Here is a 20,015-nt window from a genome sequence, read left to right as displayed (position 1 = left end):
ATCCCTGGTCGGCGGGCATGGGCGCGGACGATACTCGGTCGTGTGTTCCTGACGATCTCCACCACCGGCTCCCCTGAACGACCCGCGACCGACCTGGGCTACCTGCTGCACAAGCATCCCGGGAAGACGCAGGCGTTCTCCACCTCCCACGGCACCGCCCATGTGTTCTACCCCGAGGCCACGGCCCAGCGGTGCACGGCGGCCCTGCTGCTGGAGGTGGACCCCGTCGCGCTCGTGCGGCGCGGGCGGGGCAAGGGCCGGGGCGGGGCGCCCGACGCGGCGCTCGCGCAGTACGTCAACGACCGCCCGTACGCCGCGTCCTCGCTGCTCGCCGTCGCGCTGAGCGGGGTGTTCCGCACCGCGCTCAAGGGGCAGTGCGCCCTGCGCCCGGAGCTGCCGGAGCAGGCCCTGCCGCTGCGCATCGAGATCCCGGTCATGCCGGCCCGCGGTGGGGCGGAGCTGGTGCACCGGCTGTTCGGGCCCCTCGGCTGGGACCTCGTACAGGCCGAGGCCGTACCGCTCGACGAGCGGTTCCCCGAGTGGGGGGACTCCCGCTACGTACGGCTCGTGCTGGAGGGGGAACTGCGCCTGGCGGACGCCCTGCGCCAGCTCTACGTGCTGCTGCCGGTGCTCGACGACGCCAAGCACTACTGGATCGCCCCCGACGAGGTCGACAAGCTGCTCCGTGCCGGAGACGGCTGGCTCGCCGCCCACCCCGAGAACGGGCTGATCAGCTCGCGCTACCTGGCCCGCCACAAGCGGCTGACCCAGGACGCCATCGAGCGCCTGGAGCTGGTCCGCCTCGCCGAGGCCGACGGCAGCGAGGTCGAGGAGATCGACGACGCGGTCGCAGAGAGCGATGACATCGACGAGGCCGCGGAGCGGCCCGTGCCGCTCGCCGTGCAGCGGCGCGAGGCGATCCTCTCCGCGCTGCGGGGCGCGGGCGCCGCCCGGGTCCTCGATCTCGGATGCGGCCAGGGCCAGCTGGTCCAGGCCCTGTTCAAGGACGTGTCCTTCACCGAGATCATCGGTATGGACGTGTCCGTGCGGGCCCTGAACATCGCGGCCAAGCGGCTGCGGCTGGAGCGGATGGGCGAGCGGCAGAGCGCGCGGGTCACCCTCCTGCAGGGCTCGCTGGCGTACACCGACAAGCGGCTGGCCGGCTACGACGCGGCCGTGCTCAGCGAGGTCATCGAGCACCTGGACCTGGAGCGGCTGCCCGCGCTCGAGTACGCGGTGTTCGGCTCGGCCCGCCCCCGCACGGTCCTCGTCACCACACCGAACGTCGAGTACAACGTCCGCTGGGAGACCCTGCCCGCCGGGCACGTCCGGCACGGCGACCACCGCTTCGAGTGGACCCGCGAGGAGTTCCGCGCCTGGGCCGGCCAGGTCGCGCGGCGCTACGGCTACGGGGTCGCGTACGTCCCCGTCGGGGACGACGACCCCGAGGTCGGGCCGCCGACCCAGATGGCCGTCTTCACCCAGGCCGACACCGCCGGCACCACCGCCCCGACCGACACCACCGACACCATCGGCACCACCGACACCCCGAAGGAGGGCGAGGCAGCATGACCAGCTCCACGGACACCACCAGCACCGAGACCCACCGCACACGTGTACTTCCCGTCACCGACCTGTCCCTCGTCGTCCTGATCGGGGCCACCGGCTCGGGCAAGTCCACCTTCGCCCGCAAGCACTTCAAGCCCACCGAGGTCATCTCCTCCGACTACTGCCGGGGCCTGGTCTGCGACGACGAGAACGACCAGAGCGCCAGCCGGGACGCCTTCGACGTGCTGCACTACATCGCCGGCAAGCGCCTCGCCTCCGGCCGTCTGACCGTCGTCGACGCCACCAGCGTCCAGGCCGACGCCCGCCGCACATTGGTCCAGCTCGCCCGCGAGCACGACGTCCTGCCCATCGCCATCGTCCTGGACATGCCCGAGGAGGTCTGCGCCGAGCGCAACGCGGCCCGCCCCGACCGGGCCGGCCTGCCCCGCGCGGTGATCCAGCGGCACCGCCGCGACCTGCGGCGCTCGCTGCGCGGCCTGGAGCGCGAGGGCTTCCGCAAGGTCCACGTGCTGCGTTCCGTCGAGGAGGCCGAGACCGCCGAGGTCGTCCTGGAGAAGCGGTTCAACGACCTCACTCACCTCACCGGCCCCTTCGACATCGTCGGCGACATCCACGGCTGCTCCTCCGAGCTGGAGACCCTGCTCGCCAAGCTGGGTTACGAGGACGGCGTCCACCCCGAGGGACGCACCGCCGTCTTCGTCGGTGACCTCGTCGACCGCGGGCCCGACAGCCCGGGCGTCCTGCGCCGCGTCATGGGCATGGTGAAGTCCGGCAACGCCCTGTGCGTGCCCGGGAACCACGAGAACAAGCTCGGCCGTTTCCTGAACGGCTCCAAGGTCCAGCGGACCCACGGTCTGGCCGAGACCATCGAGCAGCTGGAGAAGGAGCCGCCGGAGTTCGTCGAGGAGGTACGGGAGTTCATCCGCGGCCTCGTCAGCCACTACGTCCTCGACGGCGGCAAGCTGGTGGTGTGCCACGCCGGCCTGCCCGAGAAGTACCACGGCCGCACCTCCGGCCGGGTCCGCTCGCACGCCCTGTACGGGGACACCACCGGCGAGACGGACGAGTTCGGCCTGCCCGTGCGCTACCCGTGGGCCGAGGACTACCGCGGCAAGGCCGTCGTGGTCTACGGCCACACCCCGGTGCCGAACACCGCCTGGATCAACAACACCATCTGCCTCGACACCGGCGCGGTCTTCGGCGGGAAGATGACCGCCCTGCGCTGGCCCGAGCGCGAACTGGTCGACGTCCCGGCCGAGAAGGTCTGGTACGAGCCGGTGAAGCCGCTCGTCGCCGAGGCCCCCGGCGGCCACGACGGCCGGCCGCTCGACCTGGCCGACGTCCACGGGCGCCGGATCGTGGAGACCCGGCACCTGGGCAACGTCACCGTGCGCGAGGAGAACGCGGCGGCGGCCCTGGAGGTCATGAGCCGCTTCGCGGTGGACCCCCGGCTGGTCCCGTACCTGCCGCCGACCATGGCGCCGACCGCGACCTCGCGGGAGGACGGCTACCTGGAGCACCCCGCCGAGGCCTTCGCCCAGTACCGCACGGACGGCATCGCCCAAGTGGTCTGCGAGGAGAAGCACATGGGCTCCCGCGCCACCGTCCTGGTCTGCAAGGACGCCGACGCGGCGCGTGAGCGGTTCGGCGTCGACGGCCCGACCGGATCCGTCTACACCCGCACCGGGCGGCCCTTCTTCAAGGATCCGGAGGTCACGGAGGAGGTCCTCACCCGGCTCCGCTCGGCGGTCACCGGCGCCGGCCTCTGGGAGGAGCTCGGCACCGACTGGCTGCTGCTCGACGGGGAACTGCTGCCCTGGTCCCTGAAGTCCACCGGTCTCCTGCGCAACCAGTACGCCGCCGTGGGCGCCGCCTCCGGCGCCGTCTTCCCGGGCGCCGTCGCCGCCCTGGAGGCGGCCGCCGCCCGGGGCGTCGAGACCGGCGAGCTGCTGGAGCGCCAGCGCGGCCGGGCGGCCGACGCGGCGGCCTTCACCGACGCCTACCGGCGCTACTGCTGGACCACCGACGGGCTGGACGGCGTACGGTTCGCGCCGTTCCAGTTGCTGGCGGCGGCCGGGCGGTCGCTGGCCGCGGTACCCCACGACGAGCAGCTGTTCTGGCTGGACCGGCTGGTCGCCGCGGACGAGGCGGCCGGTACCGGGCTGTTGCGCCGCACCGGCCGGATCCTGGTGGACACCGCGGACGAGGACTCGGTACGGGCGGGGACCGACTGGTGGCTGGAGCTGACGGCCGCCGGCGGCGAGGGCATGGTCGTCAAGCCGCTCCAGGCGTACGCCCGGGACGGGAAGGGCCGCCTGGTCCAGCCCGGGGTCAAGGTGCGCGGGCGCGAGTACCTGCGGATCATCTACGGTCCGGAGTACACCCGCCCCGACCACCTGGAGCGGCTGCGCGAGCGCTTCCTCGGGCACAAGCGCTCGCTCGCCCTGCGCGAGTACGCGCTGGGGCTGGAGGCGCTGGACCGGCTGGCGGCCGAGGAACCGCTGTGGCGGGTCCACGAGGCCGTGTTCGCGGTGCTCGCGCTGGAGTCGGAGCCGGTCGACCCCCGGCTCTGAGGGAGCACGACGTAAAGGCGACACCCCCGTACGGCCGCTAATTAGGTCGTATGGGGGAACTTTCGCGGAGAACTCCGGGAAACCCACCGGCGGGATCGTTCAACCAGGGCAGCGGAATGTCCGCGACCCTGGAAGGACGGAACGTCACCTATGAAGATGACCGCGCGCGGAAGCATTGCGGCGCTCATGACCTGTATGGCTGCGGCCGGCGCGGCCACCCCGGCCGTGGCCCAGTCGGTGCCGGTCGGTGTCCCGCTGGACGCCGTGAAGACCACGCTGGGCGTGGACACCCCGCGCGTGGGCACGGGCGTGCCGATGCCGGTCGTGGGAGCGCCCGAGGCGCCCCGCTTCCACAAGGGGGACATGCTCCCGAACCCACTGCTCCCTGTGGTCCCGATCGGCACCGAGCTCGGCAGCACCCTCGTCACCTCCCCGGTGCCGAACCTGCTGGGCAAGCCCGAGACGGACGGCGAGGGTTCCGTGGAGGCACCGGCCACCGACCTGGTGGCCCGGACCCCCGGCCTGGTCGCCGGTGGTCTCCTGACGATGCCGGACGCCTCCAACTCCGGGGTTCCGAACCTGGCTGCGCCCGAACTGGGCCTGACCACCCCGGAACTCGTCGGCGCCCCTTCGGCGCTTCTCGGCCTCGCCACCCCCCGCTGAGCCGACGCCACGTCAAAAGGCCGTTCGGTCTGGGAACGTGTACGGCATGGGATTCCATGTCGACTCCGAGACCGGGCGGCTTCGCCGCGTCATCCTCCACCGGCCCGACCTGGAGCTGAAGCGGCTCACACCGAAAAACAAGGACGCGCTCCTCTTCGACGACGTGCTGTGGGTGCGCCGGGCGCGCCAGGAGCACGACGGCTTCGCGGACGTGCTGCGGGACCGGGGCGTCGCGGTCCACCTCTTCGGGGACCTGCTGTGCGAGGCCCTCGACATCCCGGAGGCGAGACACCTCGTACTGGACCGGGTGTTCGACGAGAAGGAGTACGGGCCGCTCGCCACCGACCATCTGCGGTCGGTCTTCGACGGACTGCCCTCCGCCGACCTGGCGGAGGCGCTGGTCGGCGGGATGACCAAGCGGGAGTACCTGGACCGGCACGCGGAGCCGGTGTCCGTGCGCTTCCACGCCCTGGATCCGGACGACTTCCTGCTCGGCCCGCTGCCCAACCACCTCTTCACCCGCGACACCTCCGCCTGGATCTACGACGGGGTGTCCATCAACGCGATGCGCTGGCCGGCCCGGCAGCGTGAGACCGTCCACTTCGAGGCGATCTACAAGCACCACCCGCTCTTCACCAGTTCCGGCGCCTTCCACTACTGGTCGCAGGGTCAGGTGGACTACCCCTCGACCATCGAGGGCGGGGACGTGCTCGTCATCGGCAACGGCGCGGTGCTGATCGGGATGAGCGAGCGGACCACGCCGCAGGCGGTGGAGATGCTGGCGCGCGGCCTGTTCGCCGCCGGTTCGGCGACCTCCATCGTGGCGCTGGACATGCCCAAGCACCGGGCCTTCATGCACCTGGACACGGTGATGACGATGGTCGACGGAGATACGTTCACTCAGTACGCCGGGCTCGGGATGCTCCCCTCCTACACGATCGAGCCGGGCGACGGGGCGCACGACCTGAAGGTGACCGACCACCCGGCGGAGCACATGCACCGGGCCGTCGCGGCGGCGCTCGGTCTGGACTCGATCCGGGTGCTGACCGCGACGCAGGACGTGCACTCCGCGCAGCGCGAGCAGTGGGACGACGGGTGCAACGTGCTCGCCGTGGAGCCGGGGGTGGTGGTCGCGTACGAGCGGAACGTGACGACCAACACCCATCTGCGCAAGCAGGGCATCGAGGTGATCGAGATCCCGGGCAGCGAGCTGGGGCGGGGCCGGGGCGGGCCGCGCTGTATGAGCTGTCCGGTCGAGCGGGACGCCGTGTCGTGACGGCGGTGTCGGGGTTTCGGGAGATCCCGCAGCCGGTCTGTATATCAATACGGAGGATCGTATAGACTTCCATCATCCCCTGTCACCGTGACGCTGGAGCGACCCCATGGCCACCGACCTCACAGGCCGCAGTTTTCTCAAGGAGCTCGACTTCACGGCCGCCGAGTTCCGCGGCCTGATCGAGCTCGCCGCCGATTTGAAGGCGGCCAAGAAGGCCGGGGTCGAGCAGCGCCTGCTCCAGGGCAGGAACATCGCGCTGATCTTCGAGAAGACCTCGACGCGGACCCGCTGCGCCTTCGAGGTCGCCGCCGCCGACCAGGGCGCCCACACCACCTACCTCGACCCCGCAGGCTCCCAGATGGGCCACAAGGAGTCGGTCCGGGACACCGCCCGGGTGCTCGGCCGGATGTTCGACGGGATCGAGTACCGGGGGGACAGTCAGGAGGCCGTCGAGCAACTCGCCGCCCACTCCGGCGTTCCCGTCTTCAACGGGCTCACCGACGACTGGCACCCCACCCAGATGCTGGCCGACGTCCTCACGATGACCGAGCACAGCGCCAAACCGCTGAACCGGATCGCCTTCGCCTACCTCGGCGACGCCCGCTTCAACATGGGCAACTCCTACCTCGTGACCGGCGCGCTGCTGGGCATGGACGTACGGATCGTCGCGCCCAGCGCCTACTGGCCGGCCGACTCGGTGGTGGCCGCGGCGCGGCGGCTCGCGGCGGAGAGCGGCGCCCGGATCACCCTGACCGAGGACGTCGCCGAGGGCGTCGCCCAGGCGGACTTCGTCGTGACCGACGTCTGGGTGTCCATGGGCGAGCCCAAGGAGGTCTGGGACGACCGGATCGCGGTGCTGTCCCCGTACGCCGTGACCATGGACGTGCTGCGCGCCACCGGGAACCCGGACGTGAAGTTCATGCACTGTCTGCCGGCCTTCCACGACCTCGGCACCAAGGTGGCCCGGGAGATCTACGAGCGGCACGGGCTCGAATCGCTGGAGGTGACGGACGAGGTGTTCGAGTCTGAGCACTCCATCGTCTTCGACGAGGCCGAGAACCGGCTGCACACGATCAAGGCCGTGCTCGTCGCCACGCTCCGCAGGCCCTGACGGAGTGACGCATGGTCATACGCCGACCGCAGAGGTCTCTACGCGGGCGGGGTGAGCCTCCGGCCCGTGGGGCGGCCGACCGGCTCAACGTGTCGCGTTTCTGTGACGGTAGTCACGATCTGGTGATACCGTCGATCGTGTGAGCCCCTTCACCGGTTCCACACCAGCGACCGAACGGTGGCACCACCTCCGGATCACCCGGCAGGACGGCGTCGCCACCGTCACCTTCGACCGACCCCAGAAGCTGAACGCGCTCACCTTCGGCGCCTACGCCGACCTGCGCGATCTGCTCACCGAGCTGTCCCGCGAGCGTTCCGTGCGCGCCCTCGTGCTGGGCGGTGAGGGGCGCGGCTTCTGCTCCGGCGGAGACGTGGACGAGATCATCGGCGCCACCCTCGCCATGGACACCGCCCAGCTCCTCGACTTCAACCGGATGACCGGCCAGGTGGTGCGCGCCATCCGGGAATGCCCCTTCCCGGTGATCGCCGCCGTGCACGGGGTGGCGGCCGGCGCCGGCGCCGTCCTCGCGCTCGCCGCCGACTTCCGGATCGCCGACCCCACCGCCCGCTTCGCCTTCCTCTTCACCCGCGTCGGCCTGTCCGGCGGGGACATGGGCGCCGCCTACCTGCTGCCCCGGGTCGTCGGCCTCGGCCACGCCACCCGGCTGCTGATGCTCGGAGAGCCCGTACGTGCCCCCGAGGCCGAGCGGATCGGCCTGCTCAGCGAGCTGACCGAGGAGGGCAAGGCCCACGTACGGGCCGCCGAACTCGCCGCGCACCTGGCCGCCGGCCCCGCCCTCGCCTACGCGCAGACCAAGGCGCTGCTCACCGCCGAGCTCGACATGCCGCTGGCGGCGTCCGTGGAGCTGGACGCCGCCACCCAGGCCCTGCTGATGAACGGCCAGGACTACGCGGAGTTCCACGCGGCCTTCACCGGGAAGCGCCCGCCGGAGTGGAAGGGCAGGTAGCCACATGTCCGCGGGTTCCATGCGGGTAGCCGTCATCGGCGGGGGACCGGGCGGGCTCTACGCCGCCGCTCTGCTGGCCCGCCAGGGCCACACCGTCGAGGTGTGGGAACGGGGCGCGCCGGACGAGACCTTCGGCTTCGGCGTGGTCCTCTCCGACGAGACCCTCGGCGGCATCGAGCGCGGCGACACCGTGGTCCACGCCGCGCTGAGCGCCGAGTTCGTGCGCTGGGACGACGTGGACGTGGTGCACCGGGGGCGGCTGCTGACCTCCGGCGGCCACGGCTTCGCGGCCGTCGGGCGGCGCCGGCTGCTGGAGATCCTGCACGAGCGCTGCGCCGGGCTCGGCGTTCGGCTCCGCTTCCGCACCGGCCCGGTGGCCGCCGAGACCCTCGCAGCCTCGTACGACCTGGTGGTCGCGGCGGACGGGGTGCACAGCGCGACCCGGGAGGCGGGCGCCGCCCACTTCCGGCCGACCGTCACGGGCGGCCGCTGCCGCTACATCTGGCTCGCCGCCGACTTCGCCTTCGACGCCTTCCGCTTCGAGATCGCGCAGACCGAGCACGGCGTGATGCAGCTGCACGCCTACCCGTTCGCGGCCGACGCCTCCACCGTGATCGTGGAGATGCGGGAGGAGGTGTGGCGGGAGGGCGGCTTCGATCTGTGCGACGAGACCGAGTCCGCGGCCCGCTGCGCCAAGATCTTCGGCGAGGCCCTTCGCGGGCGCCCCCTCCAGGGCAACCGCTCGGCATGGACGCAGTTCCGCACCGTCGTCAACGAGCGCTGGTCCCACGGCAACGTGGTACTGCTCGGCGACGCGGCCCACACCGCGCACTTCTCCATCGGCTCCGGCACCAAACTGGCGGTGGAGGACGCCCTCGCCCTGGCAGCGGCGCTGGACGCGGAGGACGGCGTACCGCAGGCCCTCGCCGCGTACGAGACGGCGCGGCGGCCGGCGGTCGCCAGCACCCAGCGGGCGGCGGCCGCCAGCATGCGGTGGTTCGAGGACATCGCCGGCTATGTGGAGCAGCCCGCCCGGCAGTTCGCCTTCAACCTGCTCACCCGCAGCCGCCGCGTCACCCATGACAACCTGCGGCTGCGCGACGAACGCTTCACACGGGCCGTGGAAAGGGACTTCGGCTGCCCGGACGACGCCACCCCGCCCATGTTCACCCCCCTCACCCTGCGGGGCCTGAGCCTGCGCAACCGGGTCGTCGTCTCACCGATGGACGTGTACTCGGCCGAGGAGGGCGTGCCGGGGGACTTCCACCTCGTCCACCTGGGCGCACGGGCCCTCGGCGGCGCCGGCCTGGTGATGACGGAGATGGTCTGCATCAGCGACGAAGGCCGGATCACCCCCGGCTGCACCGGCCTCTACACCCGGGAACAGGCGGCCGCCTGGAAACGGATCGCCGACTTCGTGCACACCTCCGCCCCCGGCACCGCGCTCGGCGTCCAGCTGGGGCACGCGGGCCGCAAGGGCTCGACGCGGGTGATGTGGGAGGGCATGGACGACCCACTCCCGGAAGGCAACTGGCCGCTGGTGGCCGCCTCCGGGCTGCCCTACCGGCCGGGCGTCTCGGCGCCCCCGCGCGCTCTCACCCGCGCCGGCATGACGGCGCTGCGCTCCGAGTTCGCGGCCGCCGCCGTCCGGGCCGCCGACTGCGGATTCGACCTCCTCGAACTGCACTGCGCCCACGGCTACCTGCTCTCCGGGTTCCTCTCACCGCTGACCAACCACCGTGACGACGCCTATGGCGGCCCGCTGGAGAACCGCCTGCGCTTCCCGCTGGAGGTCTTCGACGCGGTCCGCGGCGTCTGGCCCGGGGACCGCCCGATGACGGTCCGCCTCTCCGCCACCGACTGGGCGCCCGGCGGGACCTCGCCCGAGGAGGCCGTGGAGATCGCGGCGGCCTTCGCCGCCCACGGCGCGGACGCCATCGACGTCTCGACCGGCCAGGTGGTCGCGGACGAGATCCCGGAGTACGGGCGCTCGTACCAGACCCCGTTCGCCGACCGGATCCGCAACGCGCTCGGCGTCCCCGTCATCGCGGTCGGCGCCATCTCCTCCTGGGACGACGTGAACTCCCTGCTGCTGGCCGGCCGCGCCGACCTCTGCGCCCTCGGCCGTCCCCACCTCTACGACCCCCACTGGACGCTGCACGCGGCCGCCGACCAGTCCTACGAGGGCCCTGGAGCCCCCTGGCCCGCGCCCTACCGCGCGGGCAGCCGCAAGCCCCCGACGGGCCGCGGCTGAGGCCCGGTCCGGCGGCCGTGCGCGAGGCACTCGCGGCGCTCGGCCCCCGGGCACCGGCCCCGGCCCGCCTCGCCGTGGCACCACGTCCGCGGCGATCGTTCCGGGTGGGGTCGGGCAGGGGGCGGACGGGTTCGGGCGGGACGGGCGGGTCGGGCGGGTTCGGTCCCCGTCGTTCCAGCGGCCCGGCCCCTGCCCCGGTCATGCGGGGACGACCTCGGCGCGGTCCTCGACCGGGGTGTACCCCAGACGCAGATAGACGCCGTTGCTGGTGGGGTTGGCCAGGTCCGTGAACAGGAGGACCTCCGAGGCGCCGGCCGCGTACGCCGCTTCGCTCGCCGCGTGCGTGACCCCGGCGGCGTAGCCGCGGCCGCGGACCTCGGGCGGTGTGTAGACCGGTCCGACGCGGGCGGCCGAGCCGATCGGGCGGGAGAGGGACGCCAGCGAGACGGGCGTCCCGGCGTGCTCCCACAGCAGGACCCCGCCGTAGGAGATCCGGTCGCGCAGCATGGTCTCGGAGGCGGCCCCTGGAATGTTCGCCTCCACATGGAAGGCTTTGATCCACTCCAGCATCAGGGGGAGGTCCGCCTCGGTGGCGGGCCGGGCCCGCCCGGCCGGGGCGGGATCCGGGGCGACCAGGCCGGCCAGCCGGTACAGCCGGATCTCCTCGGCGACCCGGCTGGGCCGCCCCCAGGCGCCGACCAGTGCCTCGGCGTCCGGTCGGCGGGCGTTGAATCCCGGGATCCCGGCGAGCAGCGGCTCGGTGGCGAGCGCGTCCCCCAACGCCCGGACCGCCTCCCCGGGCAGGACACCGAGCAGCATCGGGAAGGGCGGCGTACACAGCAGTCCGCCGGCGACGGCCCCGTCGGCCCCGGTCCACCAGCCGAAGACGGGAGCGTCCGGGCCGTAGGCGGCGGCTCCGCGCCGCTCCAGCCCGTCGGTCACGGTCAGCAGCAGGGTGTTGGAGACGGGCTGCGCGGCCACGGCTGGGCCCGCGGCGGCCCGATAGGCGGCGAGGTCCGAGGTGAAGGTCCAGGTCATGGCCCATCCTGGCGCGGTGCGCAGGCCCTGCGCATCCGGATTTCTCAGGCGGCAGCCAGTGGGGCCGTCGCGGCGGCACGTTGCCCGGGCCGCACTGCTCCACTCACCGTTGCGCGAACCGGGCGCCGGGTTCCCACAGCCGCGCGTGCAGTTCGGCGAAGACGGCCGCCGCCCGGTCGCCCGGCCAGTCCGCGGGCAGCAGCTCGCGCGGCAGGCCCGGGTCGGCGTACGGCAGGCGGCGCCAGGAGTCCAAGGCGAGGAGGTAGCCGCGGTAGGCGTCCTCCGGCGTCGGCTCCGGGCCCGGCTGGAGGGCGCGCAGGGCCGGTTCGTGCAGGTCGAGGAACTCCTCGTGCTGCTTGGCCAGGGACGCCAGGTCCCACCAGCGGGCCACCGCCTCGACGGTCGGGGCGAAGCCGAGGTGGGCGCCGCGGAAGAGTTCCACGTACGGCGTCAGGTGCAGGCGCTCCAGCGTGTGCGCGGTCTCCTCGTACAACCGGGCCGGGGCGATCCACACGCCCGGTGCCACCGCGCCGAAACCGAGCCGGGCCAGCCGGGAGCGCAGCAGGTGCCGCTTGTGCCGTTCCTGCTCCGGGACGGAGAACACCGCCACCAGCCACTCGTCCGACGGCTGCGGGCTGCCGTAGATGCGGCGGTCGCCGTCGTCCAGCAGCTGCCGGGCCTCCTCGGAGAGCCCGTACGCCGCCGAGCCGTCCGCCGCCCGGCCGGGCAGCAGGAAGCCGCGCCGCTTCAGCCGGGACACCGACGAGCGGACCGACGGGGCGTCCACGCCGACCGCGCCCAGCAGGCGGATCAGCGCGGACACCGGGACCGGGCCCTCGAAGGCCCGCCCGTAGGCGCCGTAGAACGTGACGATCAGGGATCGCGGGGTGTGCTCGGCCACGGATTCACTCTAGGGCGTGTCATCGCGTGACGTCCGATCCTGCGGCGCCCCGGGTTCCCGCAGGCGGAAGCGTTGCAGCTTGCCCGTCGCGGTGCGGGGGAGGGCGGGCAGGAAGACGAAGGAGCGCGGGCACTTGTGCGGGGCCAGCTCCGCCCGCATGAAGGTGCGCAGGACCTCCTCCGTCAGCACCGCGCCCTCCCGCCCGACGGTGTACGCCACCACGATCTGCCCGCGTCGCTCGTCCGGGCGGCCCACCACGGCCGCCTCCACCACGTCCGGGTGGCGCAGCAGGGCCTCCTCCACCTCCGGGCCCGCGATGTTGTACCCCGCCGAGACGATCATGTCGTCGGCTCGGGCGACGTAGCGGAAGTAGCCCTCCCGATCGCGCACGTAGGTGTCGCCGGTCAGATTCCAGCCGTTCTGGACGTACTCCCGCTGCCTGGGGTCGGCCAGGTAGCGGCAGCCCACCGGGCCGCGCACGGCCAGCAGCCCCGGCTCGCCGTCCGCGACCGGCCGCCCGGACGGGTCCACCACCCGGGCCTGCCAACCTGGTACGACCCGGCCGGTCGTACCGGGCCGGATGTCCTGGTCGGCGGCGGAGATGAAGATGTGCAGCAGTTCGGTCGCCCCGATGCCGTTGATGATCCGCAGACCGGTGCGCTCGTACCAGGCCTGCCAGGTGGCGGCGGGCAGGTTCTCCCCGGCCGAGACGCAGCGGCGCAGCGAGGAGAGGTCGTACGCACCCACGTCGTACGGGCCCAGCGCGTCCAGCATCGTCCGGTACGCGGTGGGCGCGGTGAACAGCACCGTCACCCGGTGCTCCGCGAGCGCGGGCAGCAGCCGGCGCGGCACCGCGTCCTCCAGCAGCAGCGCGGACGCGCCCGCCCGCAGCGGGAAGACGACCAGCCCGCCGAGGCCGAAGGTGAACCCGAGCGGCGGACTGCCCGCGAAGACGTCGTCCGGGCGGGGGCGCAGCACGGTCCGGGAGAAGGTGTCGGCGACGGCGAGCAGGTCGCGGTGGAAGTGCATGCAGCCCTTGGGTCGCCCGGTGGTCCCGGAGGTGAAGGCGATCAGCGCGACGTCGTCCGCGGAGGTCGGGGCGGCCGGGAAGGGCTCGCGGTGTCTCTCGGCCAGCCGGAGCAGATCGTCCGGGGCCCCGCCGCCGTACGGGGTGATCCGCAGCCCCGGCACCTCCGCCTTGACCAGGTCGTCCAGTACGTCCGCATGGCACAGGGCGTGCCCCACGCGGGCCATCGCGCACACCGTGGCCAGTTCCTGCGCACGCTGCTGGGGCAGGACGGTGACCGCCACCGCGCCCGCCTTCATCACCGCGAGCCAGCAGGCGGCGAGCCAGGGGCCCGTGGGACCGCGCAGGAGCACACGGTTGCCGGGGACGACGCCGAGGTCGGCGGTGAGCACGTGGGCGAGGCGGTCCACGCGCTCGCGGAGCCCGCCGTACGTCCACACCTCGCCCGTGCCGCTGCGGATCGCCGGGCGGTCGGCGCCTGCGCGGCCGAACCGGGCGATGGTGGCGTCGAGGAGCTCGGCCCCGCAGTTCAGCCGGTCCGGGTAGGCCAGTTCGGGCAGATCGAAGACAAGTTCCGGCCAGGTGTCCGCGGGTGGCAGATGGTCACGGGCGAAGGTGTCGATGTGAGCGGAAGGCTTGAGGTCCAAGGCGGGTCGCCCCCTGCAGCGGTCCGGAATGGGGTGGAGCCGGCCGTGCTGTTGCCACATGAGCGTATCGTGATGGTGACGGCAGTCAACAGGACGCGATAGATGCGGGGATGTTCGGATGACCGGATTCGCGCTCGGGGTGGACCAGGAGGAGTGGTGCGGGCAGTTGCGCGCACTGGCGGTCGATCGGCTCAGGCCGCTGGCCGAGAAGGGCGAACCGGGGAAGGTGAACCGGCCGCTGCTGGCGGCGCTGGGCGAGCTGGGCCTGCTGCAGCGGGTGTTCGCCTCGGGCGCGCTGGAACTGTGCCTGCTGCGGGAGTCCCTCGCCTACGGCTGCACGGAGGCCGAGACGGCCCTCGCCCTCCAGGGGCTGGGGGCGTACCCGGTCCTGCGGGCGGGGAGCGAGGCGCAGCGGGAACGCTGGCTCCCGCAGGTGCGCGCCGGGCGGGCGGTGGCGGCCTTCGCGCTGAGCGAGCCGGGGGCGGGCTCGGACGCGGCCGCGCTGGCGCTGGCGGCCGAAGCCGACCCGGCCGCCCGGGGCGGGTGGCGGCTCAGCGGCGAGAAACGCTGGATCTCCAACGCACCGGAGGCGGACTTCTACACGGTGTTCGCCCGAACGGGTGAAGGTCCCGGAGCCAAGGGGGTGTCGGCCTTCCTGGTCCCGGCGGACCGTCCCGGACTCTCCGGCGAACCGCTGGACATGCTCTCCCCGCACCCCATCGGCTCCCTGACCTTCGACGGGGTACCCGTCGGCCCGCGGGACCTGCTCGGCGAACCCGGGCGCGGCTTCCGCGTCGCGATGGACACCCTGAACCTCTTCCGGCCGAGCGTCGGCGCGTTCGCGGTGGGCATGGCCCGGGCCGCGCTGGACGCGACGCTCGCCTACACGGCGGGCCGGGCGGCGTTCGGCGGGACGCTGAGCGACCTCCAGGCGGTGGGGCACCGGGTGGCCGAGATGGCCACCCGCACGGAGGCGGCCCGGCTGCTGGTGTACGCGGCGGCCGGGGCCTACGACCGGGGATCGGCGGACGTCCCGAGGCACGCGGCGATGGCGAAGCTGCTGGCCACCGAGACGGCTCAGTACGTGGTGGACCACGCGGTCCAACTGCACGGGGCGGTCGCCCTCCAGCGGGGTCACCTGCTCGAACACCTCTACCGGGAGGTGCGGGCGCCGCGGATCTACGAGGGGGCGAGCGAGGTGCAGCGGACGATCATCGCGAAGGAGCTGTACGGGGCCTTGGCCGGGTCGCCGGACGGCGCGCTGCCGGGGGCGCTGGAGCCGGGCGCGCTGCCCGGGGCGCTGGAGCCGGGGGCACTGTCCGGGGAGGCGGCCGCGCGATGAGTCTCGACCGGATCAACCCGGCGGAGCTGTCGCCCGCGACCGGCTTCTCGCACGCGGTCGCGGCGACCGGATCCCGGCTGGTGTTCCTGGCCGGCCAGACCGCGCTCGACGGCGCGGGCAAGGTGGTGGGGGAGGGCCTGCCGGAGCAGTTCGAGGCGGCCCTGGCCAACCTCCTGGCGGCCCTCGCCGCGGCGGGCGGCGCCCCGGCGGACCTGGCCCGGGTCACCGTGTACGCGGTGGACGTGGCGGCGTACCGGGAGTGCGCGGGCGAACTGGGCCGGATCTGGCGGAGGCTGGCGGGACGGGACTATCCGGCGATGGCCGTGATCGGCGTGGTCCGCCTCTGGGACGAGCAGGCCATGGTGGAACTCGACGGGGTCGCCGTGCTGCCGTAGCGGTGCGGTGCGCTGCGGCATGGTTCTGTCCGGTTCTGTGTCGGCCCGGCCAGGCGCCGGGGCCTTGCCTGCGGCCTGCGCCTGCGGCCTGCGCCCCGGCACCGATTGCCGAGGCCGGGGCCGGCCGGCGCCGTCCGCCCCGTGGCGGCCGAGGTGCCGGTCATCCGGGGGCGGGGCACCGGTCACCGCAGGGTGAGCGCCGTCTGGGACGTGAGGCGGGACAGCTTCTCCGGGTTGCGGACGTAGTAGAGGCCGATGATGCGGGCGTCCTCGACGCGGACCGCCATGATGCCGTCGATCTCCCCGTCCAGGTGGACGACGAGTGCCGGGCTGCCGTTGACCACGGCGGGGGCGCACGTGACCGGGGCCTTGTTCTTGCCCAGGCCGCCGATCATGAACCGGGCCACCTTGTCGGCCCCGATGATCGGCCGCGCCGCCGCCTGCTTGATGCCGCCGCCGTCGCTCATCAACACGACCTCCGGGGCGAGCACGTCGAGGAGGCCCTGCGGGTCCCCGGTCTCGATGACGCGCCGGAACGACTCCAGAGCCGCCCGGGTCTGGCGGGCGGAGACCGTCTGGCGAGGGCGGCGGGCGTCGACGTGCTTGCGGGCGCGGTGCGCGATCTGGCGGACGGCCGCGGGGCTCTTGCCGACGGCGGCCGCGATCTCGTCGTAGTCGACGTCGAAGACCTCGCGCAGGACGAAGACGGCGCGCTCGGTCGGCGACAGCGTTTCGAGGACGAGCATCAGCGCCATCGACACACTCTCGGCGAGCAGGGCGTCCTCGGCCACGTCGGGCGTGGTGAGCAGCGGTTCGGGCAGCCAGGGGCCGACGTACGCCTCCTTGCGGCGGCTCATCGCACGCAACCGGTTGAGCGACTGCCGGGTCGTGATCCGGACCAGGTAGGCGCGCTGGTCGCGCACCTGCTCCAGGTCGACCTCGACCCAGCGCAGCCAGGTCTCCTGGAGTACGTCTTCGGCGTCGGCCGCGGACCCGAGCATCTCGTAGGCGACGGTGAAGAGGAGATTGCGGTGGGCGACGAACGTCTCGGTCGCCGGGCCGCCGGCGTGCTCGCTCATATCCCGGTCCCCGTCCTGTGCGGCCGGCCCTGATCGCCGGCGGTCTTGAGGCGTGCCTCCACGGCAAGGTCCTTTCCCCCGGCGGGTGTTCGGTCCGGCCCGCCTGTTCCGTTGCTCACATGATCACCGATGGGCGGGTACGGTGACCGGCGCCCCGTGGCGCTCGTCGGAGCCGCCCACCAGCTGGTGCAGGCGGATCCGCTCGACGAAGGCCGGGCGCGGGTTGATCAGAGTCACCGTCACGTCGCCGCGCTGCGTCAGGCGATTGGCCGCCATGACGCCGGCGTATCCGCCGCCGATCACGACCACAGCGGTGTTCCCGGTCATGGTGTCTCCTTCGCTTCGAGGGGTTCGGCCTCAAGACACCGCACCCGCCGGCGTTGTGACTGCTTGTGAGGCGGGTCACTGCGGCGGCCCGGGGGTGTGCGCAACCCCGTTGTCAGTGGCGGGTACGAGGATGTGACCGCACTGCTGAACCGGCGACATCCAAGGAAACTCCCATGTCCGCACCCACACCCGCCACCGACCCCGCGTCCCTCCCCTTCCCGACCGGATGGTGCGCCACCGACCTGGGCTCGTACCGGCCGTGCGAGTTCACCTACGAGGTCTACTCCTGGGAGGGCCTGCCCCCGCTGGACGCCGTCGGCCTCGACGGCGGCTTCGGGTGGCTGGGCGGACCGGGCGCGCCGGACGAGCCGCCGTCGGATCACGGCGAGCACCTCACCGCCCTGGAGGAACACCTGGCGCCCCTCGGTCTGCAGCTGCCCGCGGACTTCCGCACCTTCTACGGCAGCGGCCGGCTCTGCCGCGCGTTCGACGACGTGTCCGTGACGGCCTGTTGGAGCGACCTGTCACGACCGCTGCGCAGCCCCGCCGAAGACGGCGCCCGCCTCATACGGTTCCTGCGGGACCAGCAGGACTGCGTCATCTGGTACCTGTACCTGCGTCCCTCGGGGGAGGCGTTCGTGGTCTGCTCGCACCTCGAACTGGAGTACATGGAGCAGGAGCTGAACGAGGCGCAGGCAGCCGGGTTCCGTGCCGCGGCGGCGGAGTCGCTGGTGCGGTGCGCCCCGGCGTTCGAGGAGTTCGCCTACCGCTTCGTGGTGGAGAACGAGCTCTGGATGCACCTGAACACCACCCGCCCCGCGACCGCGTTGGCCCCCCACCTGCAGGAGTACCTCGACCACTACGCGGCCGCGGCGTCGTGACCCACCCGCGGCCGGCCGGACCCCGGCCGCGGTTGCGGTTACGGTTGCGGGATGTCCTGCCGGTGGAGGGGCGGGGAGGGGCTCAGGCGCGGCCGGTGACGTGGCCGCCGTCCACGCGCAGGGCGTGGCCCGTGACGAACGTGGCGCCCGCGAGGTAGAGCACCGCCTCGGAGATCTCCGACACCTCGCCGACCCGGTTCAGCAGGGCGAGCCCGCTGAAGGAGTCCACGTCGGAGCCCGCGTGCAGCGGGGTGCGGATGATGCCGGGGGACACGAGGTTGACGCGGATGCCGTCTGCGGCGAGCTCCGCGGCCAGGCTGGTCGTCAGCGCGTGCACGCCGGCCTTGCTGACGACGGGCGCGGAGGAGGGGAAGCCCGCCAGTGCGTGGTCCACCAGAACCGTGCCGATGTTGACGATGCTGCCGCCCCGGCCCTGTGCGCGCAGCGCCCGTACCACCGCCTGGGTGGTCAGGTAGGTGCCCTTGAGGTTGCCGGTCAGGAAGCCGTCGAGCTCGTCCTCGGTGACCTCGGTGAAGGGCTTGGGGGCGAAGGTTCCCGCGTTGTTGACGAGGACGTCGATGCCGCCGAAGCGGTCGAGCGCGGTGCGGACGAGGGCTTCGCCGGTCGCCGGCTCGGCGATGGCGCCCGCGACCCACGCGGTCCGCTCCGGGTGACCGAGGCCGGCCGCCGCCTTGGCGAGGCGGTCGGCGTCCCGGCCGTTCAGGACCACGTTGGCGCCGCCCGCCAGGAAGGCGCGGGCGATGTCGAGGCCGATTCCGCTGGAGGAGCCGGTGACGAGAGCGGTGAGGGGGGTGGCGACGGCACTGGTGGTGGTGGCGGTGTCGGTCATGATGCGTGTGCCTTTCGTGGCGGCTTCGGTTCGTTCTGCTGACACCAGGAACCTACGAACCCTCAACCCATAACACCACGACGAAAATTGGAGCATGTCATAATCCAGCATTATGGATGTGGATCTGCGTGACCTGGAGCTCCTGGACGCCACCGCCGAAGCGGGCTCGTTGACCGCGGCCGCCGAGCGCCTCTACGTGAGCCAGCCGGCGCTCAGTCAGCGGCTCACCCGGCTGGAGGCCCGCCTGGGCATGCCCCTCTTCGACCGCAAGGGCCGCCGCCTGGTCCCCAACGCCGCGGGCCGCCGGCTGCTGGTCGCGGCCCGCCACGTCCTCGGCGAACTGGCGTCGGCCTCCCGGGACCTGCGGGAGCTGCGCGACGGGCGCGACCGGCGGGTCCGCTTCACCGCGCAGTGCAGCACGACCTTCCCCTGGCTGCCCCCGGTGCTCCGGGCCTTCCGCGAGCGCGAGCCGGACATCGACGTACGCATCGAGACCGTCCCCGACGACGCGCCGATCCCGGCGCTGCTCGCCGACCTGGTCGATGTCGCCCTGGTCACCAAGCCGGACCTGCAGATGGACCGGGTGTCGCTGACCAGGCTGTTCGAGGACGAGATGATGGCCGTGGTGCCCGCCGGACACCCGTGGGCCTCGCGCGCCCACCTGACCGCCCGCGACTTCGATGGCGCCGACCTGGTCCTCTACGACTTCTACGACCAGAAGCGCATCCCGTCGATGCCGCTGCCGATCCCCGCCGGGGCCCGGCCGGCCCGGATCACCACCATGCCGGTGGTGACCGACCTGGTGGTCGAGATGGTGGCGGGCGGCCAGGGCGTGACGGTGCTGCCCCACTGGGTGGCCGCCCCGTACACCGCCTCGCACGACCTCGCCCTCGTCCGCATCGGCGCACGGGCGCTGACCCGCACCTGGTTCTGCGCCACCCGGACCGGCCCCCGCCCGCCCCATCTGGAGGTGTTCGTCGAGGAGCTCACGTCCCGGCTCAAGGCCCCCGCCGCCGCGGAGCAGTTCATCCGAACGGCCGCCCGCTCCGTCTAGGGCGTCCCTTTCGGATCTTGTCGCCCGAGCCTGCGGTGACTCCAGGTGGCTCCAGGGGCTG

General features: G+C 72.9%; 16 protein-coding genes and 1 pseudogene. 11 read left to right on the top strand and 6 right to left on the bottom strand.

Going from position 1 to position 20,015, the window contains the following annotated elements:
• The first annotated feature begins 42 nt into the window (after nucleotides 1-42).
• The 7 genes from ACWGIF_RS09280 to ACWGIF_RS09250 all read left to right on the top strand — a co-directional run bounded on the left by ACWGIF_RS09280 (nucleotide 43) and on the right by ACWGIF_RS09250 (nucleotide 10,413).
• Nucleotides 43-1,572 (top strand): 3' terminal RNA ribose 2'-O-methyltransferase Hen1, encoded by a 1,530-nt coding sequence (locus ACWGIF_RS09280; RefSeq protein WP_453493388.1) that lies wholly within the window; start codon nucleotides 43-45, stop codon nucleotides 1,570-1,572.
• On the top strand, nucleotides 1,569-4,142 hold the full coding sequence (locus ACWGIF_RS09275) for a polynucleotide kinase-phosphatase (RefSeq protein WP_453493385.1): 2,574 nt from the start codon (nucleotides 1,569-1,571) through the stop codon (nucleotides 4,140-4,142). The genes ACWGIF_RS09280 and ACWGIF_RS09275 overlap by 4 nt, the downstream gene beginning before the upstream one ends.
• A 156-nt stretch (nucleotides 4,143-4,298) precedes the next feature.
• Entirely contained in the window at nucleotides 4,299-4,805 is a 507-nt protein-coding gene (locus ACWGIF_RS09270; protein ID WP_453493382.1) for a hypothetical protein, read from the top strand.
• 46 nt (nucleotides 4,806-4,851) lie between these two features.
• The gene (locus tag ACWGIF_RS09265) at nucleotides 4,852-6,081 is read left to right on the top strand and encodes an arginine deiminase (RefSeq protein WP_453493379.1); all 1,230 of its coding nucleotides are present in this window, start codon (nucleotides 4,852-4,854) and stop codon (nucleotides 6,079-6,081) included.
• Between the two features lie 106 nt (nucleotides 6,082-6,187).
• Entirely contained in the window at nucleotides 6,188-7,192 is a 1,005-nt protein-coding gene (gene argF, locus ACWGIF_RS09260; protein WP_453493376.1) for an ornithine carbamoyltransferase, read from the top strand.
• A gap of 139 nt (nucleotides 7,193-7,331) precedes the next feature.
• Nucleotides 7,332-8,159, top strand: coding sequence for an enoyl-CoA hydratase family protein (locus tag ACWGIF_RS09255; RefSeq protein ID WP_453493373.1), 828 nt, complete (start codon nucleotides 7,332-7,334; stop codon nucleotides 8,157-8,159).
• A gap of 4 nt (nucleotides 8,160-8,163) precedes the next feature.
• A complete protein-coding gene (locus ACWGIF_RS09250; RefSeq protein ID WP_453493369.1) occupies nucleotides 8,164-10,413 on the top strand; it encodes a bifunctional salicylyl-CoA 5-hydroxylase/oxidoreductase in 2,250 nt (749 codons plus the stop codon).
• A gap of 198 nt (nucleotides 10,414-10,611) precedes the next feature.
• On the opposite strand, the gene ACWGIF_RS09245 is transcribed toward ACWGIF_RS09250, so the two are convergent.
• From ACWGIF_RS09245 to ACWGIF_RS09235, 3 genes are all read right to left on the bottom strand, one after another.
• Nucleotides 10,612-11,451 (bottom strand): GNAT family N-acetyltransferase, encoded by an 840-nt coding sequence (locus tag ACWGIF_RS09245; RefSeq protein WP_453493366.1) that lies wholly within the window; start codon nucleotides 11,449-11,451, stop codon nucleotides 10,612-10,614.
• A gap of 103 nt (nucleotides 11,452-11,554) precedes the next feature.
• On the bottom strand, nucleotides 11,555-12,352 hold the full coding sequence (locus ACWGIF_RS09240) for a PaaX family transcriptional regulator (RefSeq protein WP_453493364.1): 798 nt from the start codon (nucleotides 12,350-12,352) through the stop codon (nucleotides 11,555-11,557).
• 9 nt (nucleotides 12,353-12,361) lie between these two features.
• Complete coding sequence (locus ACWGIF_RS09235; RefSeq protein ID WP_453493362.1) at nucleotides 12,362-14,026, bottom strand: AMP-binding protein; 1,665 nt, start codon at nucleotides 14,024-14,026, stop codon at nucleotides 12,362-12,364.
• A 118-nt stretch (nucleotides 14,027-14,144) separates the two neighbouring features.
• On the opposite strand from ACWGIF_RS09235, the gene ACWGIF_RS09230 reads away from it, so the two are divergent.
• The gene (locus ACWGIF_RS09230; RefSeq protein ID WP_453493360.1) at nucleotides 14,145-15,368 is read left to right on the top strand and encodes an acyl-CoA dehydrogenase family protein; all 1,224 of its coding nucleotides are present in this window, start codon (nucleotides 14,145-14,147) and stop codon (nucleotides 15,366-15,368) included.
• Nucleotides 15,365-15,763, top strand: a complete 399-nt coding sequence (locus ACWGIF_RS09225; protein ID WP_453493358.1) for a RidA family protein — start codon at nucleotides 15,365-15,367, stop codon at nucleotides 15,761-15,763. Before ACWGIF_RS09230 ends, ACWGIF_RS09225 begins: the two co-directional genes overlap by 4 nt.
• Before the next feature lie 182 nt (nucleotides 15,764-15,945).
• On the opposite strand, the gene ACWGIF_RS09220 is transcribed toward ACWGIF_RS09225, so the two are convergent.
• On the bottom strand, nucleotides 15,946-16,842 hold the full coding sequence (locus tag ACWGIF_RS09220; protein ID WP_453493355.1) for an RNA polymerase sigma-70 factor: 897 nt from the start codon (nucleotides 16,840-16,842) through the stop codon (nucleotides 15,946-15,948).
• Nucleotides 16,843-17,004: 162 nt separating this feature from the next.
• A pseudogene (locus ACWGIF_RS09215) lies at nucleotides 17,005-17,169 on the bottom strand (FAD-dependent oxidoreductase); the annotation flags it as partial.
• Between the two features lie 173 nt (nucleotides 17,170-17,342).
• Between ACWGIF_RS09215 and ACWGIF_RS09210 the strand changes: the two are divergent.
• Nucleotides 17,343-18,050, top strand: coding sequence for a hypothetical protein (locus tag ACWGIF_RS09210; protein ID WP_453493353.1), 708 nt, complete (start codon nucleotides 17,343-17,345; stop codon nucleotides 18,048-18,050).
• A gap of 82 nt (nucleotides 18,051-18,132) precedes the next feature.
• Here the strand turns inward: ACWGIF_RS09210 and ACWGIF_RS09205 are convergent, their stop codons facing one another.
• Complete coding sequence (locus ACWGIF_RS09205) at nucleotides 18,133-18,900, bottom strand: SDR family NAD(P)-dependent oxidoreductase (protein ID WP_453493351.1); 768 nt, start codon at nucleotides 18,898-18,900, stop codon at nucleotides 18,133-18,135.
• A gap of 112 nt (nucleotides 18,901-19,012) precedes the next feature.
• Here ACWGIF_RS09205 and ACWGIF_RS09200 point away from each other — a divergent pair, with 112 nt between their 5' ends.
• Nucleotides 19,013-19,954, top strand: coding sequence for a LysR family transcriptional regulator (locus ACWGIF_RS09200; protein WP_453493349.1), 942 nt, complete (start codon nucleotides 19,013-19,015; stop codon nucleotides 19,952-19,954).
• Nucleotides 19,955-20,015: the final 61 nt, after the last annotated feature.

Source organism: Streptomyces sp. NPDC054849, from assembly GCF_053610945.1.
This window is presented reverse-complemented; position numbering and strand designations above follow the sequence as displayed.

Excerpts from the sequence above, each read along its gene's own strand:
- ACWGIF_RS09250 (WP_453493369.1), top strand. The coding sequence starts at position 8,164 with ATGTCCGCGGGTTCCATGCGGGTAGCCGTCATCGGCGGGGGACCGGGC.
- ACWGIF_RS09210 (WP_453493353.1), top strand. The coding sequence starts at position 17,343 with ATGTCCGCACCCACACCCGCCACCGACCCCGCGTCCCTCCCCTTCCCG.
- ACWGIF_RS09275 (WP_453493385.1), top strand. The coding sequence starts at position 1,569 with ATGACCAGCTCCACGGACACCACCAGCACCGAGACCCACCGCACACGT.
- ACWGIF_RS09230 (WP_453493360.1), top strand. The coding sequence starts at position 14,145 with ATGACCGGATTCGCGCTCGGGGTGGACCAGGAGGAGTGGTGCGGGCAG.
- ACWGIF_RS09200 (WP_453493349.1), top strand. The coding sequence starts at position 19,013 with ATGGATGTGGATCTGCGTGACCTGGAGCTCCTGGACGCCACCGCCGAA.
- ACWGIF_RS09205 (WP_453493351.1), bottom strand. The coding sequence starts at position 18,900 with ATGACCGACACCGCCACCACCACCAGTGCCGTCGCCACCCCCCTCACC.
- argF (WP_453493376.1), top strand. The coding sequence starts at position 6,188 with ATGGCCACCGACCTCACAGGCCGCAGTTTTCTCAAGGAGCTCGACTTC.
- ACWGIF_RS09245 (WP_453493366.1), bottom strand. The coding sequence starts at position 11,451 with ATGACCTGGACCTTCACCTCGGACCTCGCCGCCTATCGGGCCGCCGCG.
- ACWGIF_RS09220 (WP_453493355.1), bottom strand. The coding sequence starts at position 16,842 with ATGAGCGAGCACGCCGGCGGCCCGGCGACCGAGACGTTCGTCGCCCAC.
- ACWGIF_RS09225 (WP_453493358.1), top strand. The coding sequence starts at position 15,365 with ATGAGTCTCGACCGGATCAACCCGGCGGAGCTGTCGCCCGCGACCGGC.
- ACWGIF_RS09270 (WP_453493382.1), top strand. The coding sequence starts at position 4,299 with ATGACCGCGCGCGGAAGCATTGCGGCGCTCATGACCTGTATGGCTGCG.
- ACWGIF_RS09265 (WP_453493379.1), top strand. The coding sequence starts at position 4,852 with ATGGGATTCCATGTCGACTCCGAGACCGGGCGGCTTCGCCGCGTCATC.